The organism is Anaeromassilibacillus sp. An250 (genome assembly GCF_002159845.1).
In the GTDB taxonomy this organism is placed as follows: Bacteria; Bacillota; Clostridia; order Oscillospirales; family Acutalibacteraceae; genus Anaeromassilibacillus; species Anaeromassilibacillus stercoravium.
The window spans coordinates 243383-262535 of sequence record NZ_NFJK01000004.1 but is presented as its reverse complement, the minus strand read 5'-3'; the positions used below and the strand labels follow the sequence as shown (position 1 = coordinate 262535).

The 19153-nt window shown below is 56.7% G+C and carries 20 protein-coding genes; 1 reads left to right on the top strand and 19 read right to left on the bottom strand.

Annotation, left to right across the window (positions count from 1 at the left end; genetic code table 11):
• The 11 genes from B5F54_RS05620 to B5F54_RS05570 form a co-directional block, all read right to left on the bottom strand.
• On the bottom strand, positions 1-1400 hold a 1400-nt coding region (locus B5F54_RS05620), incomplete at its 3' end, for a hypothetical protein (protein ID WP_140400333.1).
• A gap of 1131 nt (positions 1401-2531) precedes the next feature.
• Positions 2532-3140, bottom strand: coding sequence for a recombinase family protein (locus B5F54_RS05615; RefSeq protein ID WP_087231674.1), 609 nt, complete (start codon positions 3138-3140; stop codon positions 2532-2534).
• 442 nt (positions 3141-3582) lie between these two features.
• On the bottom strand, positions 3583-4491 hold the full coding sequence (gene argF, locus B5F54_RS05610) for an ornithine carbamoyltransferase (protein ID WP_087231671.1): 909 nt from the start codon (positions 4489-4491) through the stop codon (positions 3583-3585).
• 42 nt (positions 4492-4533) lie between these two features.
• Positions 4534-5712 (bottom strand): aspartate aminotransferase family protein, encoded by a 1179-nt coding sequence (locus tag B5F54_RS05605; protein ID WP_087231668.1) that lies wholly within the window; start codon positions 5710-5712, stop codon positions 4534-4536.
• Between the two features lie 38 nt (positions 5713-5750).
• Entirely contained in the window at positions 5751-6074 is a 324-nt protein-coding gene (locus B5F54_RS05600) for an MGMT family protein (RefSeq protein WP_087231665.1), read from the bottom strand.
• A 17-nt stretch (positions 6075-6091) separates the two neighbouring features.
• Positions 6092-6952 carry an acetylglutamate kinase gene (argB, locus tag B5F54_RS05595; protein ID WP_087231662.1) on the bottom strand — a complete coding sequence of 287 codons (861 nt, stop codon included), beginning with the start codon at positions 6950-6952 and terminating at the stop codon, positions 6092-6094.
• A gap of 91 nt (positions 6953-7043) precedes the next feature.
• Positions 7044-8264: a bifunctional glutamate N-acetyltransferase/amino-acid acetyltransferase ArgJ gene (gene argJ / locus B5F54_RS05590; protein WP_087231659.1), complete on the bottom strand. Its 1221-nt coding sequence runs from the start codon at positions 8262-8264 to the stop codon at positions 7044-7046.
• A gap of 36 nt (positions 8265-8300) precedes the next feature.
• The gene (gene argC / locus B5F54_RS05585) at positions 8301-9341 is read right to left on the bottom strand and encodes an N-acetyl-gamma-glutamyl-phosphate reductase (RefSeq protein ID WP_087231656.1); all 1041 of its coding nucleotides are present in this window, start codon (positions 9339-9341) and stop codon (positions 8301-8303) included.
• A gap of 37 nt (positions 9342-9378) precedes the next feature.
• Complete coding sequence (locus tag B5F54_RS05580; RefSeq protein WP_087231653.1) at positions 9379-9675, bottom strand: hypothetical protein; 297 nt, start codon at positions 9673-9675, stop codon at positions 9379-9381.
• A complete protein-coding gene (gene argH, locus B5F54_RS05575; protein ID WP_087231650.1) occupies positions 9672-11081 on the bottom strand; it encodes an argininosuccinate lyase in 1410 nt (469 codons plus the stop codon). The genes B5F54_RS05580 and argH overlap by 4 nt, the downstream gene beginning before the upstream one ends.
• Before the next feature lie 248 nt (positions 11082-11329).
• Positions 11330-12580, bottom strand: coding sequence for an argininosuccinate synthase (locus tag B5F54_RS05570; RefSeq protein ID WP_087231643.1), 1251 nt, complete (start codon positions 12578-12580; stop codon positions 11330-11332).
• A gap of 364 nt (positions 12581-12944) precedes the next feature.
• On the opposite strand from B5F54_RS05570, the gene B5F54_RS05565 reads away from it, so the two are divergent.
• Positions 12945-13454, top strand: coding sequence for a flavin reductase family protein (locus tag B5F54_RS05565; protein WP_087231641.1), 510 nt, complete (start codon positions 12945-12947; stop codon positions 13452-13454).
• 134 nt (positions 13455-13588) lie between these two features.
• Here B5F54_RS05565 and hflX read toward each other — a convergent pair whose 3' ends face one another.
• The 8 genes from hflX to B5F54_RS05525 form a co-directional block, all read right to left on the bottom strand.
• On the bottom strand, positions 13589-14848 hold the full coding sequence (hflX, locus tag B5F54_RS05560; protein ID WP_087231638.1) for a GTPase HflX: 1260 nt from the start codon (positions 14846-14848) through the stop codon (positions 13589-13591).
• A 66-nt stretch (positions 14849-14914) separates the two neighbouring features.
• Positions 14915-15379 carry a hypothetical protein gene (locus B5F54_RS05555; RefSeq protein ID WP_087231635.1) on the bottom strand — a complete coding sequence of 155 codons (465 nt, stop codon included), beginning with the start codon at positions 15377-15379 and terminating at the stop codon, positions 14915-14917.
• 9 nt (positions 15380-15388) lie between these two features.
• Positions 15389-15967 carry a DUF2313 domain-containing protein gene (locus B5F54_RS05550; RefSeq protein WP_087231632.1) on the bottom strand — a complete coding sequence of 193 codons (579 nt, stop codon included), beginning with the start codon at positions 15965-15967 and terminating at the stop codon, positions 15389-15391.
• A complete protein-coding gene (locus tag B5F54_RS05545) occupies positions 15964-17031 on the bottom strand; it encodes a baseplate J/gp47 family protein (RefSeq protein WP_087231629.1) in 1068 nt (355 codons plus the stop codon). Before B5F54_RS05545 ends, B5F54_RS05550 begins: the two co-directional genes overlap by 4 nt.
• Complete coding sequence (locus tag B5F54_RS05540) at positions 17018-17368, bottom strand: hypothetical protein (protein WP_087231627.1); 351 nt, start codon at positions 17366-17368, stop codon at positions 17018-17020. The genes B5F54_RS05545 and B5F54_RS05540 overlap by 14 nt, the downstream gene beginning before the upstream one ends.
• Positions 17368-17706: a hypothetical protein gene (locus B5F54_RS05535; protein ID WP_087231624.1), complete on the bottom strand. Its 339-nt coding sequence runs from the start codon at positions 17704-17706 to the stop codon at positions 17368-17370. The genes B5F54_RS05540 and B5F54_RS05535 overlap by 1 nt, the downstream gene beginning before the upstream one ends.
• The gene (locus tag B5F54_RS05530) at positions 17706-18611 is read right to left on the bottom strand and encodes a hypothetical protein (protein ID WP_087231621.1); all 906 of its coding nucleotides are present in this window, start codon (positions 18609-18611) and stop codon (positions 17706-17708) included. Before B5F54_RS05530 ends, B5F54_RS05535 begins: the two co-directional genes overlap by 1 nt.
• A complete protein-coding gene (locus B5F54_RS05525) occupies positions 18608-19138 on the bottom strand; it encodes a LysM peptidoglycan-binding domain-containing protein (RefSeq protein WP_140400332.1) in 531 nt (176 codons plus the stop codon). The genes B5F54_RS05530 and B5F54_RS05525 overlap by 4 nt, the downstream gene beginning before the upstream one ends.
• Positions 19139-19153: the final 15 nt, after the last annotated feature.

Below are 19153 nucleotides of genomic sequence, written 5' to 3'. Positions count from 1 at the left end.
AGGTAATTGAGCAGATCCTGCGGCACATTGGATTCGAGCTTGAAGTCCACTTCGTCGCCCGCTGCGGCGGTATCGGCTTCCACTTCCGTACCGTTCTCCAAGACGATCCACTTCTCCAAGCCAGGATAGCTGGTCTTGTCGCCGCTCACCCAATAAACAGCGTCCTTAAACCATGTGAAGGTCAGCAGGAAATCGTCCGGGTTGTCCACGCCAAACGTCAACGTTTTCGAACCTTCCGCATTTGCCTTGTCAATGGCCTCCTGAACGCGCTCTGCGGCATCCGAGGGATTTCCGCCTCCCTCAAGGTTTTCTTTGCCGGTCCATTTCCAATAGCCATTGCTGTCTTCCGGCGCAACGTAATTGGCGTGCATCTCAATCTGTCCCGAAACTTTGTTGCCGGAGACAACAAACGTATTATCGCCGAAGGTGTTGTTTGCGCCGTCTTCATAAACATCTTCATAACTTCCGTTGTTGTCTTCCAGGTTTACCAGGCCAACAATCGCATTGGTAAAGGTGTTGTTTTCGATAACGATGGTGTAGCCGTTACACTCCACACGGTTTGCGTCCTGATAAAGGTCTTCAAAATACGCCTTGTTATAAAGCTCCGGCGTACCTGTAACCGTATTGTTTGTGAAGCTGTATGTACCCTGCGACGAAGCGTCCGATTCGCCTGCGTATTCATGAACGGCAAAATTGCAATTGATGAACTGGTTTCCATCGATTACAGCATTGCTCACATTTGCGTTATCGGACTGTCCGCGGATAGCCTCTTCAAACCCTTCAAAAGTACAGTTTGTAATCGTAAAGGATTCAAAACTGCCGATGGAAATTGCAACATTTCCATTTCCCTGTCCGCTCATATCGTTTGTGCCCGTGAAGTGGCAATCTTCAATCGTAAAGTTGTCTGCAAACTCGATCATCTGGCTGTGATTACTAATCCCCGCCGACATATGGCTCGTTTTGTTCGCTGCATTGTCAACTACAACAATGTTCAAGCCTCTCAATGTGACGTCGTTCGCATGCAATAGCTGAATACCACCCATGTCCGGCGCACCGCCGCCAAAAGTAAAACCCTCTAATGCTTCACCATTTAATGTCTCAACGGTAACATCGGCGTCTTCCGCTGCTTGAATCGTCAGGCCATCTAGCTCATTCACAACCACAAAGCGGTTATATGTACCCGATTCTATATTGATGGTCCAACCGGTTTTATCTTCTTGTTCATTAATATAATTGATAGCTTCCTGAATTTCGTTTACAGTATCCGCTTCGTCTGTCACGGTGATGGTTTTTGCAGCGTTGTCTGCCTCAAATGCAAACACACTCGTAGGTAACAGGGATAACACCATGATCAGCGCCACAAATCCGCTGAGAAAGCGCTTTGACAACTTGATTTTCATTTATAGCACCTCTTTCCTCAAAATTACACGGCAAAACATGTACTCTATTCTCAAATAGTCCCTCTTGTTCGAACAGCGCCCAACGCCCAACCGCTGACAGGCCAAAAACTCTCTGTTCCCCTCTTATTGGCTTCTGGCAGCGCAATGCCGGAAGGCTGGCCGCTCTCCCCAGAAAGTCTGCCCCCTTTCGATTGATAAAATAAAAGTACCAACAGGATTCTTCGAATGGATTCTCAGACTTGTCCCTCGTAGCAAATTCACAACCGTACAGGCCCGGAAACTTCTTCCTGCCCAGGCCCGGTTGTCAAACCCATTTTCTGTTTCCCGTGGTATTCTGCGAATGTGTGTAGCTCTCCCTCAACAAACGGTTGAGGCCTTAAAAATAGCTGGCCACGTTTTTAAAAAGCACAGCTGTGTGTACGGGGAGCGAACGGCTCCCAACGGATGGCAATGGTGGACCGGGATGCCGTAATCTTCTGAGAGGCTTTCCCTCTTGCCAGCCTCCTTGGCCCTGTCTTCCTAAGCCCATGATTTAACGGAACGCCGTATTGCATACGGCAGCACGGAGAGGCCGACGAAGAAGTTCGGGATAATATCTCCACAGGCCCCCTTCATCAGCCTCCCCCTACTGCCGCTCAACGGGAACATGTGCCCCCGTGCGCGGTAGCAGGATTGCAGAGTCAATATATTGAGGATGTACTTGTAATCGATTTTTGACCCATACGCCTTTGCAGTCGGCCAGTATGGTATCGCACATGTGAAAAAGCCGTTAACCATCTCAGAGACGTTTCTGTTTTTAAAAATCTTCCCAGTTTTCCTCTATAGTTCATGTCTTAATAGACAATTCCGCCTATATTTTTTCTATATTTATATATTTTAAATATTTATTGATTTTGTAATTTTTATCTTCTATTTCTTCTTAAATACTCACTAAATGGTGTCGAAATCAGACTTTTAAAACCAAAAATGCTATAATAAACAAAAATTCTGTAATGTAATGTAAATTAGTCTCATTCGTACTGCAAAATAGTTAAATTACACAATAATCGAGGAGATTTTTATATCAAATTTCCATTGGCAATATGTAGAAAATTTGGATTCAAAAGTCTACCATCAAAACCAACATATATTTCATAAATTTTTCATAATAGATTGGTTCCATTTCAAAAAAGTGCTGTGCGCAACGCCAAGTTCTCTGGCGGCAGCGCGGGCGGTGATGCTGCCTTCCCGATATCGGGTTCGAAGCGCATAGAACTCCTCTGGGATCGGCATTTTTTCTCTGCCAAACCGCACCCCCTTCGCTTTGGCTGCTGCAATTCCTTCCGCCTGCCGTTGTTTGATGTTTTCGCGCTCAACCTGGGCAACATAACTTAATATTTGAAGGACCAGGTCTGCGATAAAGGTTCCTGTTAAATCCCTCCCTTTTTGGCGTGTATCCAGCAACGGCATGTCCAATACAACAATATTGGCCTTCTTTTCCTTGGTGATAATCCTCCATTGGTTTTGTATCTCGCTGTAATCCCTGCCTAAACGATCGATGGATTTGACGACCAGTGTATCCCCTCCTTTTAACCGGCGCAAAAGCCGTTTATATTGTGGACGGTCAAAATCCTTCCCGCTGAGCTTGTCCATATAGATATGCTTTTCCGATACCCCAAACTCCTGCATCGCAATCATTTGACGGTCCTCATGTTGATCCTTCGTCGATACCCGGATGTAACCATACATCATTTCTTGCATGTTTTATCCACTCCTATCATTGAAAATCGGGATACAATCATTGTATATGATGGACATTTTTCGGTTCTTCTATCAGCAAAAATACATGAAATACGTTTAATATATGCTTAGTAAAATTTACATCATCCCAATTACTACATTTTTCCTATGTAATAATTCGAAATAAGTGCAATTTAATCACAAATTCCCCTTTGCTAAATTTTCTATAATGAATATTTTTCATATATACTACGCTTCAAAGCATCTTAAAACGATCTTCCCCCTTTCTCCCCATTGCCGTATGTTCATATAAAAAAACCGCCCTCAAAAACTTGAGAGCGGGGGAAGAACGGAAAAGGAAATAATGTATCTTTATTTTTCTGAAACGGGAAAGTTTTGCTTCATACAAAAAGACGGCTCCGGGTATCCTTTTCGAGAAAACCCTTCGCCGTCCTGAAATATTTTATTTTCTGCCCAAGAGCTTGACCAAAACCGCCTTCTGCGCATGCAGGCGGTTTTCCGCCTCGTCGAAGATCTCTGTGGAGTGCTTCTCCAAGATCTCCGCTGTGATCTCCTCGCCGCGGTGCGCCGGCAGGCAATGCTGGACCATCGCGTCCGGCTTTGCCACGGACATGATCTCGTCGTTGACCTGGAAGCCCTGGAACGCTTCACGGCGCTTCTGCGCCTCCTCTTCCTGGCCCATGGAAGCCCAAACGTCTGTGATCACCACGTCGGCGCCGCGTGCGGCTTCCTTCGGGTCGTTTGTGATGCTGAACGCCGGATGCTGTACGGCGAAGTCGAGCACCATCGCGTTTGGCTTATAGTCGTTCGGGCAGGCGACCGCCACTTCCATCTTCATCTTCAAGCAGCCGACGATCAGGGAATTCATCATATTGTTGCCGTCGCCGATGAAGCACATTTTCAGGCCGTCCAAGCTGCCCTTGTGCTCCCGGATAGTCATCAAGTCCGCCAACACCTGGCAGGGATGGGCAAAATCCGTCAGGCCGTTGATGATCGGGATGGTGCCGTTCTGGGCCAGCGCATCCACCTCGGACTGCTTGTATGTGCGGATCATGATGCCGTCCAGGTAGCGGGACAGCACGCGCGCAGTATCCTCCACCGGTTCGCCGCGACCGATCTGCAAATCGCTGGCCGAGAGAAAGATCGGCAGGCCGCCGAGCTGGTACATGCCGACTTCAAAGGACACGCGCGTCCTTGTGGAAGCCTTCTCAAAGATCATGCCGAGCGTCTTGCCCGCCAAGTGGCGGTGCTCGATGCCGTGCTTCTGCTCATATTTGAGCTGGTCCGCGAGGTTGAGGATCTCGGTAATGTCCTCGGTCGAAAGGTCGAGCATTTTTAACAGGTGTTTCATCGGTCAATCCCTCCGTATACGCCCTTGGGCGGTTTTTCTATATTATTGTAAGTTTGAAATGGTTTCTTGCAAAATGGCGAGGCCCTTGTCGAGCTCCTCCTGGGTGATGGTGAGCGGCGGCAGGAACCGCAGCATATTTTTCGCCGTGAGCACCAGGAGCCCGTTCTCCACGCAAGCCGTTGCCACTGCTTTGGCATTGTCCGCCTTGAGCCTGGCCCCCAGCATCATGCCGATGCCGCGCACCTCTTCGATTCCATCCATGGCCGCCAGCTTTTCCCGCAGGTAATCGCCCTTTTGCGCAACCTGCTCCAAAAAGCCCGGCTTTGTGATCTTTTTCAGGACTGCCAGCGCGCCCGCGCAGGCAACCGGGTTCCCGCCAAAGGTGGAACCGTGCATGCCCGCGCCCATCACAGCGCCCAGGCGCTCCGTGCAGAGGCAGGCCCCAATGGGCAGTCCGCCGCCCAGCCCCTTCGCGCTGGTGATCACATCCGGCTGGACGCCGTAGTGCTCATAGCAATACAGCTTGCCCGTGCGCCCCACGCCGGTCTGCACCTCGTCCACCACGAGCAGGATATCGCGCTCCTTGCAGAACGCCGCCAGCGCCTGGACAAATCCCTTGTCCAGCGGGCAGACGCCGCCTTCGCCCTGGATCAGCTCGATCATCACCGCGCAGGTGTTTTGGTCAACCTGTGCCTGGACGCTCTCCAGGTTGGGATCGGCGTAGGCAAAGCCCTCGGTAAAGGGGGTGAAGTACTGATGGAACCCCGCCTGCCCGGTGGCGGACAGTGTCGTCACCGTGCGGCCATGGAACGAATTGTTCAGGGTGACGATCCGGTTGCAGCTCTCCCCATGCGCCTGGACGCCGTACTTGCGCGCCAGCTTGATCGCGCACTCGTTGGCCTCCGCGCCGGAGTTTGCAAAGAAGACCTTGGAGAAGCCCGTCTGTTTGCAGAGGGTTTCCGCCAACTGGGTCATCACGGGATTGTAATAGAGGTTGGAAATATGTTGGAGCGCCGCCGCCTGGCCGCACACCGCTTCGACCCAGTCCGGGTCGCAGTAGCCCAACGCATTCACACCGATTCCCGCGCCAAAGTCAATATATGGCTTTCCTTCCGTATCCACAGCCGTGGCCCCTTTGCCGCTCACCAGCGCGACCTGGAACCGCCCATAGGTGGGCATCAGATACGACTGTTCCTGTTGCTTGACTTCCTCAAAAAGCATAACGATCCCTTCTATCTGCGGGCTGCAAACGCCGCCCCTTAAAATTCGACGCAATAGGTTTTCATATCCACATATCCGTCTTCGCTGACCACCACGCCCTCGCCCTCCAGCAGCCTGCGCTGCTCTTCCGGGCCGCCAAACGCAAACTCTGGCGCAAGCCGCCCTTCGCGGTTGACCACGCGGTGGCAGGGGACGGGGTTCTCCCCGCCCATGACCCACGGATAGGGATTGCGGTGCAGCGCCCAACCGACCGCCCTGGCGCCTCTGGGGCTTCCGGCCAAAAACGCCACCTGCCCGTAGGAGATGACCTTTCCCTTTGGGACGCGCCGCACAATTTCATATACACGTTCGTTAAAATTCATCGCCGTTACATTCTAAATCAATACAGCATGGTCCCGATGCCTTCGTCGGAAAACAGCTCGATCAAGATGGAGTGCGGGATGCGGCCATCCAGGATATGCGCGCGGTTTACGCCGCGCCGGACCGCCTCCACGCAGCAGTCGATCTTCGGGATCATGCCGCCGCTGATGATACCCTGGTTCTTGAGGCTGGGCACCTCGCTCACATTGACCACGGGGATCAGGGTGTTCTCGTCGTCCTTGTCGCGCAGCAGGCCGCGGATATCCGTCATCAGGATGAGCTTGATCGCGTCCAGTTTTGCCGCAATGCGCGCCGCCGCGACGTCGGCGTTGATGTTGAACACCTCGCCGTTCTCCCCGCCGGCCACTGTGGAGATGATTGGCACATAGCCGTTGCGGGTTGCGTCGATGATGATGTCCGTGTTGACGTCCACAATCCGCCCCACGTAACCGAGGTCCCCCTCATTGGAGCGGAGCTTTTCCGCCGTCAGCATGCCGCCGTCCAGCCCGCACAGGCCGACCGCCCGGCCGCCGTGGTGCTCCAAGAGCTGCACGAGGTCTTTATTGACCTTGCCCGCAAGGACCATCTGCACAATATCGATGGTCTCCTCGTCCGTCACGCGCATCCCACCGACAAATTGGCTCTCCTTGCCGATCTTTTTCAGCATGGCGCTGATCTCCGGCCCGCCGCCATGCACCAGCACCACATTGATGCCCACGAGCTGCATCAGGACAATATCGCTCATCACGGCGTCCTTCAGATCGTTGTTAATCATGGCGTTGCCGCCGTATTTGACCACTACGGTCTTTCCCGCATATTTCTGGATGTATGGCAGCGCCTGTACAAGCACCTTGGCCCGCTCGGCGGTGGATATTTTCATACTCGTCGTCCCCTTCAAATTGGAAATAGTAGCCGCTTCCGGCGCGGCGCGCAGATGCTTCCCATCCGCACGCGGCCGCCCTGCCGGAACATCAGGTGCGGTAATCCCCGTTGATCTTCACATAATCATAGGTCAGGTCGCAGCCAAAGGCCGAAGCGCTTGCATTGCCGTCGTGCAGTGTCACCAGGATGTCGATCTCGTCCTCGCTCAGGACCTTCTTGGCAACCTCCTCGTCGAAGGGGATGCCCGCACCGTTGACGCACACCTCGATGCTGCCCGCCCGCGATGCGAAGCCCACATCAACCCGGTGGATGTCCACCGGCGCACCGGAATACCCGATGGCGCACAGCACGCGGCCCCAGTTGGCGTCCGCGCCAAACATGGCCGCTTTCAATAGGCTGGAACAGATCACGCTCTTGGCCACGGTGCGCGCGTCCGCGTCGCTGGCCGCGCCGGTCACCTTGCAGACCAAAAGCTTTGTCGCGCCTTCGCCGTCCTTTGCCACCATACGCGCCAGGCGGATGGCAATCGCACGCAGCGTCTCCGTGAAGAGATCGAACGCCTCCGTCCCCTCTTCAATCGGGTCGTTTTCGGCCAAGCCATTTGCCAGGATGGCGGTCATATCGTTCGTCGATGTGTCCCCGTCGATGCTGACCATGTTGAAGCTGTCCTTCACTGCGATGCGCAGGGCGCTGTCCAGCACCGCTGGGGCGATGTTCGCGTCCGTTGTCAAAAAGCACAGCATGGTCGCCATATTGGGGTGGATCATGCCGGACCCCTTGGCGATGCCGCCCATGCGGACCGTCTTCCCGTTGATGGTGACTTCGGCCGCCGCCTCTTTGACCACCGTGTCCGTGGTCATGATCGCCTTGGCCGCATCTGCGGAACCGTCCTCTGTGAGGGACTCCGCCAGCTTCGGCGTGGCCTCCAGGATCGGCTCAATCGGCAGCACCTGGCCGATCACGCCTGTGGACGCTACGACCACGTCTTCGGGTTCCAAATGCAGCGCCTTGGCAGCCGCTTCACACATCATCTGCGCCTTCTGTTCGCCGTCCGCGTTGCAGGTGTTGGCGTTTCCGGAATTGCAGATGACCGCCTGTGCAATGCCGTCCGCAAGATTGCGGCGCGTGACCTGAATCGGCGCGCCCTTGACCAGGTTTTGCGTGTACACCGCGGCCGCGGCGCACGGGACCTTGGAATAGATCAGCGCCAAGTCGGGCTTGCTTTTGTTCTTGCGGATCCCGCAATACATGCCGGACGCCAGGAACCCCTGTGCGGCAGTCACGCCGCCTTCTATCGAAATCGCTTGCATGATTCATTCGCTCCTAAAAATGGATTGCCGCCCTTTTTAGAATGCCGGCGGCGTCAGCATCAGGCCGCAGGTCTCGTCCAGGCCGAATGCGAGGTTCATGTTCTGGATGGCCTGCCCCGCAGCGCCCTTGACCATGTTGTCAATGGCGGAAATGGCGATGAAAGTGTTGGTGCGCGGGTCCATGTGCAGGGAAATATCGCAGTAATTGGAGTAGCGCACATTCTTAATATCCGCCACACGGCCCTCCGGCAGCAACCGGATGAAGGGTTCGTCCCCATACTGCTCCTCGTACGCCTGCCGGATCTCCTGCAAGGAGGCCTCTTTTTGCAGCTTCGCGTAGCAGGTGGCCAAGATCCCCCGGTTGACCGGGAGCAGGTGCGGCACAAACGTCAACTTGACCGGCGTCCCGCCCGCCACATGGGACAGGCTCTGCTCCATCTCCGGCGTATGCCGGTGCGCCGCCACTTTGTAGGCGGAGAAGCCTTCGTTGAGCTCCGGATAGTGGGTGTTCTGGGTCAGCTTGCGGCCCGCGCCCGTGACGCCGGACTTGCAATCCGCAATGATCCCCTCTGCGGCGATATACCCCTTGCGCAGCGCCGGCGCCAACGCCAGCGGCACAGCCGTGGTATAGCAGCCGGGGTTTGCGATGATCTTCTTCCCGCGAATCTGCTCGCGGAACAGCTCCGGCAATGCATAGACCGCCTGCTCGTGCAGCTCTTTATAGAGGTAGGTCCCGCCGTACCATTCCTTATAATCGTCCTCGTTTTCGAGGCGGAAATCCGCCCCCAGGTCGATAAAGACCTTTCCCGCGTCGTAACACGTCTTTGCGAGCTCCTGCGAAAGCCCGTGCGGAAGCGCAGCAAAGACCACGTCGCTCTTCTCCACCACTTCCTCCTGCGTACCGCACACCAAATCGCAGATGTGGTAGTACGCCGGATAGATGTCGCTGAGCGCCTGCCCGGTAAAGCTGACCGAGCTGATGGCCGCCAGCTCCGCCTGCGGATGCCCGGTGAGAAGCCGGACCAGCTCCGCGCCGGCGTAACCGGTCGCGCCCACGACGCCTGCCTTGATATTCATTCTCGTCACCTTCTATATCCTTGTCCAAAACGGACTCTTACATCTTTTCTTTTTTCTCTTTTGCATCGTCTTCTGCTGTTTCGGCCGGTTTCTCCTCCGGCTTTTCCGGTTTTGTGGGGATGCCGCCCTTGCTGATAAACCGCTTCATGCGGATCTTGTAGACCGCCTCATCCACGATCACGCCGACGCAAAGGCCGCCGACCGGCCCCATCACATACTGCTGGATGTATGCGCCCACGACAAAGCCCAGGATGATGCAGACCACCATCCAGAAGTATCCCTTTTTCGGCTCCACCGGCCGCAAGCGCTTTGCCGCTTTTTCCAACTTGTTCACGGCGTCTCGCCCCCTTCATCGTACGGCCATACGGCGTCCTGCATGAGCGCCAACACCCGCTGCGCCTCTTTTTCCACGTTCTCCGGCGCCGGGCCGCCCGGCACTTTCCGGCCGTTCACACAGGTGTCCAGGGAGATTGCCTGGTAAACGTCTTCCGCAAACAGGGCGTGGAACTTCTGGTATTCCTCCAAGGGCAGGGTCTCCAAAGTCAAATCGTGGTCGATGCAATAGGCCACGAGCGCGCCCGTCACTTTATACGCATCGCGGAACGGCAGGCCCTTGCCCACCAGGTAGTCCGCGCAATCGGTTGCGTTGATAAAGCCCTTTGCCGCCGCCTTGCGCATATTTTCAGGCAGCACCTTCATGGTATCCACCATCGGAACAAACGCGGTCAGGCACATGTGCAGGGTATCCACCGCGTCGAACACGGCCTCTTTGTCCTCCTGCATGTCCTTGTTGTACGCCAGCGGCAGGCCCTTCATCATGCTCAGGAGCGTGGTGAGGTCCCCGATGGCGCGCCCCGCCTTGCCGCGGACCAGCTCGGCGATATCCGGGTTCTTTTTCTGCGGCATGATGCTGGACCCGGTGGAGAACGCATCGTCCAGCTCGATAAATTTGAACTCCCAGGAGCACCACAGGATGATCTCCTCCGAGAAGCGGGAGAGATGCACCATCGCAATGGCCACCGCCGCGGCGGTCTCCATGCAGAAGTCGCGGTCGGAGACCCCGTCGAGGCTGTTGTGGGTGTAGTCGTCAAAGCCGAGCAGCCGCGCGCTCATGGCCCGGTCGAGCGGATAGGTTGTCCCGGCCAATGCGCCGGAACCCAGCGGGCAGACATTCATGCGCTGCGCCGCATCCTTGAGCCGCGCCAAATCGCGCTGGAACATCTCCGCATAGGCCATCAGATGGTGGCCAAAGGTGATGGGCTGCGCGCGCTGCAAATGGGTATAACCCGGCATCACCGCGCCCTTATAGTCCAAAGCTTTCTTGCAGAGCACCTCGATCAATTCCTTGATCTGCCCATAGAGCATGCCGCACTGCTTGCGCAGGTACAGGCGGTCGTCCAACGCCACCTGGTCGTTCCGGCTGCGGGCTGTGTGCAGGCGCTTTCCGGCGTCCCCCAGGCGGGCCGTGAGCTCCGCTTCCACAAAGGTGTGGATGTCCTCGGCCTCCGGGTCGATCTCCAGCGCGCCGGATTCCAGATCCGCCAGGATGCCTTCTAACCCCGCGCAGATGCGCTCGGCCTCCTTTTGGTCGATCACCCCGCACGCCCCCAGCATGGTTGCATGGGCGATGCTCCCTTCAATATCCTCCTTCGCCATACGGCTGTCAAACCGGATGGAGGAATTAAAGTCGTTTGTCTTTTTATCGAGCTCCTTGTGGAACCGTCCTGTCCAAAGTTTCATATGATGCACTCCCCAATAATTGATGGGCGCGTCGCGCCGCGTTCCCTTCTATGATTGCACGCCCGGCCCCCGACAGGGCTCTTTCCCCGCCAAAATCCGCCGTGCTGCCGAACCGTTCCCCTGCATCCGGGCGGGGAACTCGGAATCGTATAATGTATGAGGCCAGAATTTCTGGCATCCCTGCGGGGCAGAAACTCCGGCCTCTCTTTTCTGAATCTCGCGCGGTTATTGCTGTTAAACTTCGTCGCTTATTTCTCCACAGGCCAGTTCTTCTTTGCCATGGCGCGCACTTTGATCGGCAGCCCAAACAAATTGATGAACCCTGCGGAATCCGCCTGGTCGTAAACCTCGTCCTCGTCAAAGGTCGCCATGTCCGAATTGTACAGGCTGTACGGGGAGGTCACGCCAGCGTCGATGATATTGCCCTTATAGAGCTTGAGCTTCACTTCACCGGTGACGGTCTGCTGGGTGCTGTCCACAAAGGCGGAGAGCGCCTCGCGCAGCGGGGTGAACCATTCGCCGTCGTAAACCAGCTCGGCAAACTTGTTGGCGACGTTCTGCTTATAGTGGTAGGTCGCCTTATCCAGGCAGATCTCTTCCAGCTTGTTGTGGGCGTGATACAGGATCGTGCCGCCGGGGGTCTCATACACACCGCGGGACTTCATGCCCACAAGACGGTTTTCTACAATATCCGCAATGCCGATGCCATTCGCGCCGCCCACCTCGTTGAGCTTGGCAACGAGATCGACCGCACAGAGCTTCTGGCCGTCCAACGCGACCGGGATGCCCTTTTCAAAGGTCAGGGTGATGTAGGTCGGCTTGTCGGGCGCCTGCTCCGGGGAAACGCCCAGCTCCAGGAAGCCCTCTTTATTGTACTGCGGCTCGTTCGCCGGGTCCTCCAGATCGAGGCCCTCGTGGGAAAGGTGCCACAGGTTCTTATCCTTGGAATAGTTGGTCTCGCGGGTGATCTTCAGCGGGATGTTGTGCGCCTCCGCATATTCGATCTCGTCCTCGCGGGACTTCAAATCCCAAATTCTCCACGGCGCGATGATCTTCATGTCCGGCGCAAATGCCTTGATCGCCAGCTCAAAACGCACCTGGTCATTGCCTTTGCCGGTGCAGCCGTGGCAGATGGCGTCCGCGCCCTCGGCCAGCGCAATCTCCACCAGGCGCTTTGCGATGATCGGGCGCGCAAAGGACGTGCCCAGCAGGTATTTATTTTCATACACCGCACCCGCCTTGACGGTCGGGAAGATGTAGTCTTCGACGAACTGTTTCTTCAGGTCTGCAATATACAATTTGGAAGCGCCGGTCTTTTTGGCCTTTTCCTCCAGGCCCTCCAGTTCGCTTCCCTGGCCAACGTCGGCGGAAACGGCGATAACCTCGCAGTTGTTGTAGTTTTCCTTCAGCCACGGAATAATGATCGAAGTATCCAGGCCGCCGGAATACGCCAGAACGACCTTCTTAATATTGGTATTATCAATCGCTTGCTTTGCCATTTTGATAGCCCCCATTTCTTCGTTGTGTTTTATTATACACTGTTTATGCAAAAAATCAAGCATTTTATGTATAAATATTCACGTTGTCCGTATTCCATAAATTCCACTTACCAAGTTCCCATTCTCTTGTGAAAGTGCACAGTCTCGGATTTGGCCTTTGCAAGGCCCCCGCCGTTGAACGTTCTCCCCTTTCCAAATGCTTTCTTTCCGATTTATTATAACACTATCCCATGGAAAAGCAATGGTACAATCTGTGCGTTTTGTCCTTCACCAATGGGATTTTTCTCTCCACAATTCGCCGGCCTACCTCTTGCCTTCTATGGTATAATAAGGATATTCTAAACACGATACGGAGGCGTTTTTTATGAACGGTTTTAAAACGGTAGAAATCAAAGACCTGCAATTCAATCCCTTTACGCTGATCGACAAAGAATGGATGCTGATTACCGCAGGCAATGAGCAGAAATGCAACACCATGACCGCCAGCTGGGGAGGCTTAGGGGAACTCTGGAAGCACTATGTGTCCTTTATCTTTGTCCGCCCGCAGCGCTACACACTGGAATTCATTGAGAAAGAAGACTATTACTCTCTTTGTTTCTTTGATGAATCCTATCGTAAAGCGCTGTCCTTCTGTGGGAGCCATTCCGGACGCGACTATGACAAATGCAAGGAGACCGGCCTGACCCCGGTGTTCGACGAAGCCGCGCCCTATTTCGCAGAGGCCAAGATGGTCCTGATCTGCCGCAAGCTGCATAAGCAGCCGATCGACCCGGCCGGATTGATCGACCCGTCCATCGACGCAACCTGCTATCCGGAAAAGGACTACCACGAAATGTTTGTGGGCAGCATCGAAAAGGTCCTTGTCAAAGAATAATCCTCTAAAAATGCCGCGAAACGGGAAGCCCGAAAAGCTTTCCCGTTTTTTGCTTGGCAATCGCCACACAAAAATCCCCTTTGCCGTCCAATCTTCGGACCGCAAAGGGGATTTTTTCTATCGTATTCTGAGAGCTATTCGTGCGGAAAGATCACGTAGTCCTGCACCAAATGGAGTAAAACCGGATCTACTTGCGCGGTCAATTTTAAACCGTCCGCGGTATATTCCTCCTGCAAGATGGTTCCATCCTTCCGCAGCTTTGCCGCCAAACCGCCCTGTGCAAAGGGAAGCAGCAGCTCCACCCGCGTTGTCTTGACCGGAAGGTTTTCCTCAATGGACTCCAACAGGGCGTCCAAGCCGCGCCCCGTCTTGGCGCTGATGCGTACCGCATTGCCGATCATCGGCAGATCGTGCAGCGATGGGACCAAATCGCACTTATTCAGCACCGGGATAATGGGCCGCCCGCCGCAGCCCAATTCAGCCAACAGCGTGCGGGTGACGTCCAAGTGCACCTGCGCTTCGCTGCTGGACGCGTCGCACACATTCAAGATGATGTCCGCCGTCGCCGCCTGTTCCAGTGTGGAGTGAAACGCCTCCACCAAATGGTGGGGCAACCGCCGCACCAGCCCGACCGTGTCGATGAGCATGACGGTCTTTCCGCAGGGCAGCTTTAAGGCGCGGGCCGTCGGGTCGAGCGTGGCGAACAGCATGTCCTTTGCCAGCACGCCCGCCTGCGTCAGGGCGTTCATCAGGGTGCTTTTCCCCGCATTCGTATATCCCACAAGCGCCACCGTAATCACGCCGTTCTTTTGTCGGCGGCGCTGGATCTGGCCGCGGCGCTTCTCCACCTCTTCCAGTTGCTCCTTGAGCTTGGAAATGCGGCGGCGGATATGGCGGCGGTCGGTCTCCAGCTTTGTCTCACCGGGCCCGCGCGTGCCGATCCCACCGCCCAGACGGGAGAGCGACGTGCCCTTTCCACCAAGGCGCGGCAGCATATATTTCAGCTGCGCGAGCTCGACCTGCAACTTGCCCTCGCTGCTTCTTGCCCGCGATGCAAAAATATCGAGAATCAGCATCGTGCGGTCAATCGTCCGCACATCGCTGATGGATTCAATATTGCGGATCTGTGTGGGAGAGAGTTCGCAGTCAAACACCAGCAAATCGATGTCGTAGTTTTTACAGTACGACGCGATCTCTTCCATCATTCCGGAACCCACACAGGTAGCCGTGTCAGGGGAGGGCCTTTTTTGGGTCATCGCGCCGCAGGGTTCCGCACCCGCGCTGCGCACCAATTCATACAACTCCGCCAGGGACGCCTCCGCGTCGTATTCCCCCGTGTCCACCGCTGCCAACAGCGCGCGTTCCGGCCTCTTTTCCTTCTCGGTATTTTCCAAAGGCGCCTCCCCCTTTCTCTGTTGTCTTATTTTACAATATCTGGCAAAAGCTTGTCAAATCGGCGGCTAACGGAACAGCAGATATCCGTATCCGCCGCCCGCCTGGTTCAGGCTGTTCGCCATGCTGTCCGCAGCGGGTGTTCCCTGCGCCTGCTGCACCGTAAGCGTAGTGCCGGACAAAGAAGCCCCCTGTGTGCCGCCCTCTTCCGTCACAATGGCGAAGTTCACCCGATAGTACCCCGTATGGGATTCGATTGGCGGCGCGTCCATCTGGAAAACCAGCACAGCCGTTGGCGCAAACGGGAGGGTGATCGACCGGCTCTCGGCCCCGTTTCCATTGTAGGTTCCCACCGTCGCCGCATTCCCCAGCAGCAGGCGGTCTTCGGCGGACAGATGCGCCTGCGTGTCTCCAAAATGCTCGGCCAGCAGGGAATCCAGCGTTTCATTGTCCGCCACAAAATCGGCGCGCGCCGGTTTGTCCGTCCCCTGCCACCGGTTTAGCCCCAAGCTTGTCTTTTGTTCTGTCGGCATAAGTCCTCCTTATCGTTCAAACAGCTCATCCTCCGCCAGATCGAGCTGATCCCAAGTGCGGTTCCCGGCGTCCCATTCGTCAAAGGTCTTTTCCGCATGGTCAATAGTATTCCAGGAAAGGTCCCGGAAATCCAGTATGACGTTCAAATGCGCGGGCAAAAAGCGCTCCAGGTAGGCGACCGCATTTGCGCGCGCTTCTGTGCTCTCCAAGCCGGTGCAGTTGAAGCACAGCCGCTGCCCCGCCGGGTCCTCCAAAATCGCGGCTTCGATTCCAACCGATTGCAACAATTTTAAAAAATCGCCGCAGGTATTCGAATTGTTATGGACAGCGCCGCACTGCAACAGCGCCTTTCGCCGTTCTTCCAGGGAACCCTGTATCTGCAAGCCGAAGAGCGCCTCCCAGCGGGAAATCCCCTCCTCCCCCGCTGTACAGAGGAAGCTGTCCTTTTGCAAGGCCTCCAACCGCTCACACAGGACATCCAACGCCGCAGCATAGGCGGCCAATTCCGCATCCACCAAGGTCTCCCCCGACAGGGCGTACAACCCCGTTTCGCGGAGGGCGGAAGCCATCGTATCGTAAGACGTCATGCGCTCGCCTCCTGTACCGTCACATCCTGCAAGACCGCAAGCTGATTTGCTTTGACTACCCGGTCGGCCGCAGCGCTTCCCACCAGGGTGCAATTCTCCACAACGCCGGTGGCAAAAACCTTTGCGGTCAAGGCGGCCGCCCGGACGGGCTCGCCCACGCCCAGGCCGGCAAAATATGCCTGTACCGCCTCTTCCACGCCATCGGAGGCCGCTTCAAACGACATCCCCGCGCAGGGTACGATCTGCACCGTGACCGGGCAGGAGACCGTTTGCGCCGCCGCGACCGTCACCAGGACGTTGATCTCGCGCAGCTCGTCAAACATCGCCTGCACACGCTGGACCGTTTCACTGTCCGCCGCAGCGCCGCTCGCCCCCAGGTAAACGCCAACCGTTCCCAGCCCCTGTTCCTTTGGAACCACATTTGCGGAAAAGACACCCTCGTCCTTGAGGGCCTGATTCCGATAGAAAGCCGCGTTTGTTCCATTCGAAAGGGCTGCATAGCTTTGCGTCAAGCGGGCGCGAAGGGACTCGTCCCCTTCCGCATCAGCGCCGCCTGTAAAGGGTTTCTGGTTCGTCACCTGTTCGATGCCTGGCGGGACGGTGATCAGCGTTGTGACCGTCCCGGCCGCCGCATTCCCATCCCGTCCCGGCTGTTCCGCCTCCGCGGGCACCGTCACCGACGTGCTCCCCACGGCCAGGACAGCTTCCTCCGTCGTGACATAGCGCGCGCCATCCTCACCCGGCAGAGCGCACACGGTCCCTTTGTCGATCACCGCGCGGTACCAAAGCGGCTTGGCGCGGGAAAAGGTGAGTTCTCCCGCAGCTGCCTGCGCTGGCCGCCGCTGAATCCCGTGCTCCTGTGCGCGCAGATCCAGCTGTTCGCCCTGCGCGGTCTGCGCAAAGAACTGCTGTTCCAGCCAGTCCATCGCCGCCGTCAGGGAATAGACCTCCCCGGCCAGCACCCGCAGGCGGATGCCGATGTCGGACGCATCGTCCGCTGGATATCCAGCGAGCTCTTCAAAGGTCCCCTGCATGCGACCCAAAATTTCTTCATATGTCTCCATCACATGTCACCTCGATCTCTGCCCCGCCGCCTTCCCAGGCGATCTGTATCCGCGCGATGAGCGGTTCCGCAGCGCTGCAAACAGCACTCTCCACCCACACCTGCGGCAATTCCCGCAGCGCTTCCTGCGCCATGGCCAGGGCGTTTGCGTCCTTGTCCTCCGTTTCGGGCCGCAGGGTATACAGGCGGCTTCCTAATGTAGGCTGAAAGGCAAACCGTCCCAAAGGTACGCGCAGGCGGATCGCCGCGCGCTGCAAAAGCTCCTCTTCGCCGGAAATTCCACGCGGCAGCCCGTTGGCTCCCAGGGAAAAATCGCCGCCGGCAAGCGCTGTATCCATTATTCTCCCTCCTCCGCGGCAAAGACCTGTCCATTGATGACCACCTCGCCGCTGTTTTTCAAATAGATTCGCGCGCCCCCCTGGGAGAACAACAGCAGTTCCCCCGGCTCCAACGCCGTTTCCTCCACTACAGCCCCTGCGCAGACCATCCCCTCCGTACTGTTGACCAGCACGGCCCGCGCCGCATCCGGGGGCATATAGGCGATTCCCCAGGGGGCGGCGAGGGCAACATCCCTGTACTCCCCGCTCCCCTGCGCGGTCGAACTTCCCGTCATCCGGGCCACTTCCGCGGTTGGTTCCCGGCGGAGATTCCCCGCCATCTTTTTCGAAAGCCACATCAGCCTTCCTCCTTTCTGCGCAGTGTCACGCGGCTGATCTCCCCACGGCTGTCCAACTGATACTCCCATGCCGAAACATAGAGATTTTCCCCATAGTCCGCCTTCGCCGGGCTTCCCAGCGGTGGGCACAGCATTCCTGGGCTGCACACCTGCACGGCGAACGCCTTCTGGCGGGCCTTTCGCAACACATCCTTTGCCCGCTCCACGTCGGAACCGCTCAAATAGCGCCTGCGCACAACCCCGCGGGCCACAGCCTCCTCATCTTGCAAAATGGCGTCGTAATCCGCTGCATCCCCGGTGCGCATGCGTAATTCCGAAATGCGGGCGGCGTCCTTCCAAACAATTTTGCATGTGGAGAGGGGCCAATGCGAGCGGGAAACATCCACCGGCTCCGGCTGCATCAAGCCGGATGCATCCAGCACATCCCCCCGCGCTATAAGCCGCACCCCCAGATACGTTTTGCAAAAGGCCTCCAGCGCCTGCCACTCGCTCATTCCCTTTTCCACCGTGAATGCCCCGCCAAACACCTCGTCCCGCCCAAGGTAGCCGGTAAAGCCATACGGGGCGGCGTGCCGTTCAAACAGCAGTTTTAGCGACGGCATGTAATAGATCTGCGGCTGCGCTTCATTGTCCAGCAACAGGGCGGCGCGGCTTCGCGCGGAGAGTTCCACCGTGATCCCGTCCCCGCTTTCCGAAAGTACCTGTTCGTCCACAATTCCCGCAAAGAGCACCCGTCCTACCCGGTCCATCAATTGAATCCAGCAGAGGTTCCCCACAGCGTCCCATGCGGGGAAGCGTGCCTCCAAGCTGTCCGCGGGCGCATCCTCGTCGCTGCGCAGCCGCAGACGCACCGGCGCTGGCAGCTGAATCCGCTCCCCCTTGGCGGTCCATCCCACACACCTCATGGCAGCTTCACCTTCGTTCCCTCCGCCAACCGGTTGGGCCATTGAATCTGCGGGTTACACTGCCGCAGCACATCGACCGTCGTGGCATACCGGTTTGCCACATGCCACAGCGTATCCCCTTTTCCACAGACGGCATATTCATCGCGGAGGATTCCGTCGTCCTCCGCCGGTTCTTCGTCCTCCAAAAACAGGAAGCTATAGCGCACCGCGTTGGGCCGCGCCTCCCCCAGCATTTGGAGGGAGGCAAAAACGGCCCGGAACGGCGCTGCGCCGGGGATGCACAAGATCTGGCTTTTGCCCTCCCGAAAAACCGCCGCCAGCCGCTCAAAGTCCGCGGCGGCGTCTTTCCCCAGGAAGCTCCCATTGCCGGTCACGGCGCGCCTCTGGCAACCCAGGTCCTGCAGGGCTTCCCCCACCTGCGGGAGCGTCAGCCGTTTGACATTTCGCTGGTACTCCACCTGCAAGGTCTCCGGATTCCGTCTCCAGACAAATTTGCCAAACCGCATGGTGCGCGCTTCCAAGCTCATGGCTCTTCCTCCTTT

Bases quoted from the DNA above. Each gene is read 5' to 3' on its own strand.
- B5F54_RS05535 (WP_087231624.1), bottom strand. From the start codon at position 17,706: ATGTGGCTTTCGAAAAAGATGGCGGGGAATCTCCGCCGGGAACCAACC.
- argB (WP_087231662.1), bottom strand. From the start codon at position 6,952: ATGAAAATATCCACCGCCGAGCGGGCCAAGGTGCTTGTACAGGCGCTG.
- argC (WP_087231656.1), bottom strand. From the start codon at position 9,341: ATGAATATCAAGGCAGGCGTCGTGGGCGCGACCGGTTACGCCGGCGCG.
- B5F54_RS05565 (WP_087231641.1), top strand. From the start codon at position 12,945: ATGAACGGTTTTAAAACGGTAGAAATCAAAGACCTGCAATTCAATCCC.
- B5F54_RS05550 (WP_087231632.1), bottom strand. From the start codon at position 15,967: ATGACGTCTTACGATACGATGGCTTCCGCCCTCCGCGAAACGGGGTTG.
- B5F54_RS05555 (WP_087231635.1), bottom strand. From the start codon at position 15,379: ATGCCGACAGAACAAAAGACAAGCTTGGGGCTAAACCGGTGGCAGGGG.
- B5F54_RS05600 (WP_087231665.1), bottom strand. From the start codon at position 6,074: ATGAATTTTAACGAACGTGTATATGAAATTGTGCGGCGCGTCCCAAAG.
- B5F54_RS05525 (WP_140400332.1), bottom strand. From the start codon at position 19,138: ATGAGCTTGGAAGCGCGCACCATGCGGTTTGGCAAATTTGTCTGGAGA.
- argH (WP_087231650.1), bottom strand. From the start codon at position 11,081: ATGAAACTTTGGACAGGACGGTTCCACAAGGAGCTCGATAAAAAGACA.
- argJ (WP_087231659.1), bottom strand. From the start codon at position 8,264: ATGCAAGCGATTTCGATAGAAGGCGGCGTGACTGCCGCACAGGGGTTC.
- B5F54_RS05530 (WP_087231621.1), bottom strand. From the start codon at position 18,611: ATGAGGTGTGTGGGATGGACCGCCAAGGGGGAGCGGATTCAGCTGCCA.
- B5F54_RS05615 (WP_087231674.1), bottom strand. From the start codon at position 3,140: ATGCAAGAAATGATGTATGGTTACATCCGGGTATCGACGAAGGATCAA.
- B5F54_RS05570 (WP_087231643.1), bottom strand. From the start codon at position 12,580: ATGGCAAAGCAAGCGATTGATAATACCAATATTAAGAAGGTCGTTCTG.
- B5F54_RS05545 (WP_087231629.1), bottom strand. From the start codon at position 17,031: ATGGAGACATATGAAGAAATTTTGGGTCGCATGCAGGGGACCTTTGAA.
- B5F54_RS05605 (WP_087231668.1), bottom strand. From the start codon at position 5,712: ATGCTTTTTGAGGAAGTCAAGCAACAGGAACAGTCGTATCTGATGCCC.
- argF (WP_087231671.1), bottom strand. From the start codon at position 4,491: ATGAAACACCTGTTAAAAATGCTCGACCTTTCGACCGAGGACATTACC.
- B5F54_RS05540 (WP_087231627.1), bottom strand. From the start codon at position 17,368: ATGGATACAGCGCTTGCCGGCGGCGATTTTTCCCTGGGAGCCAACGGG.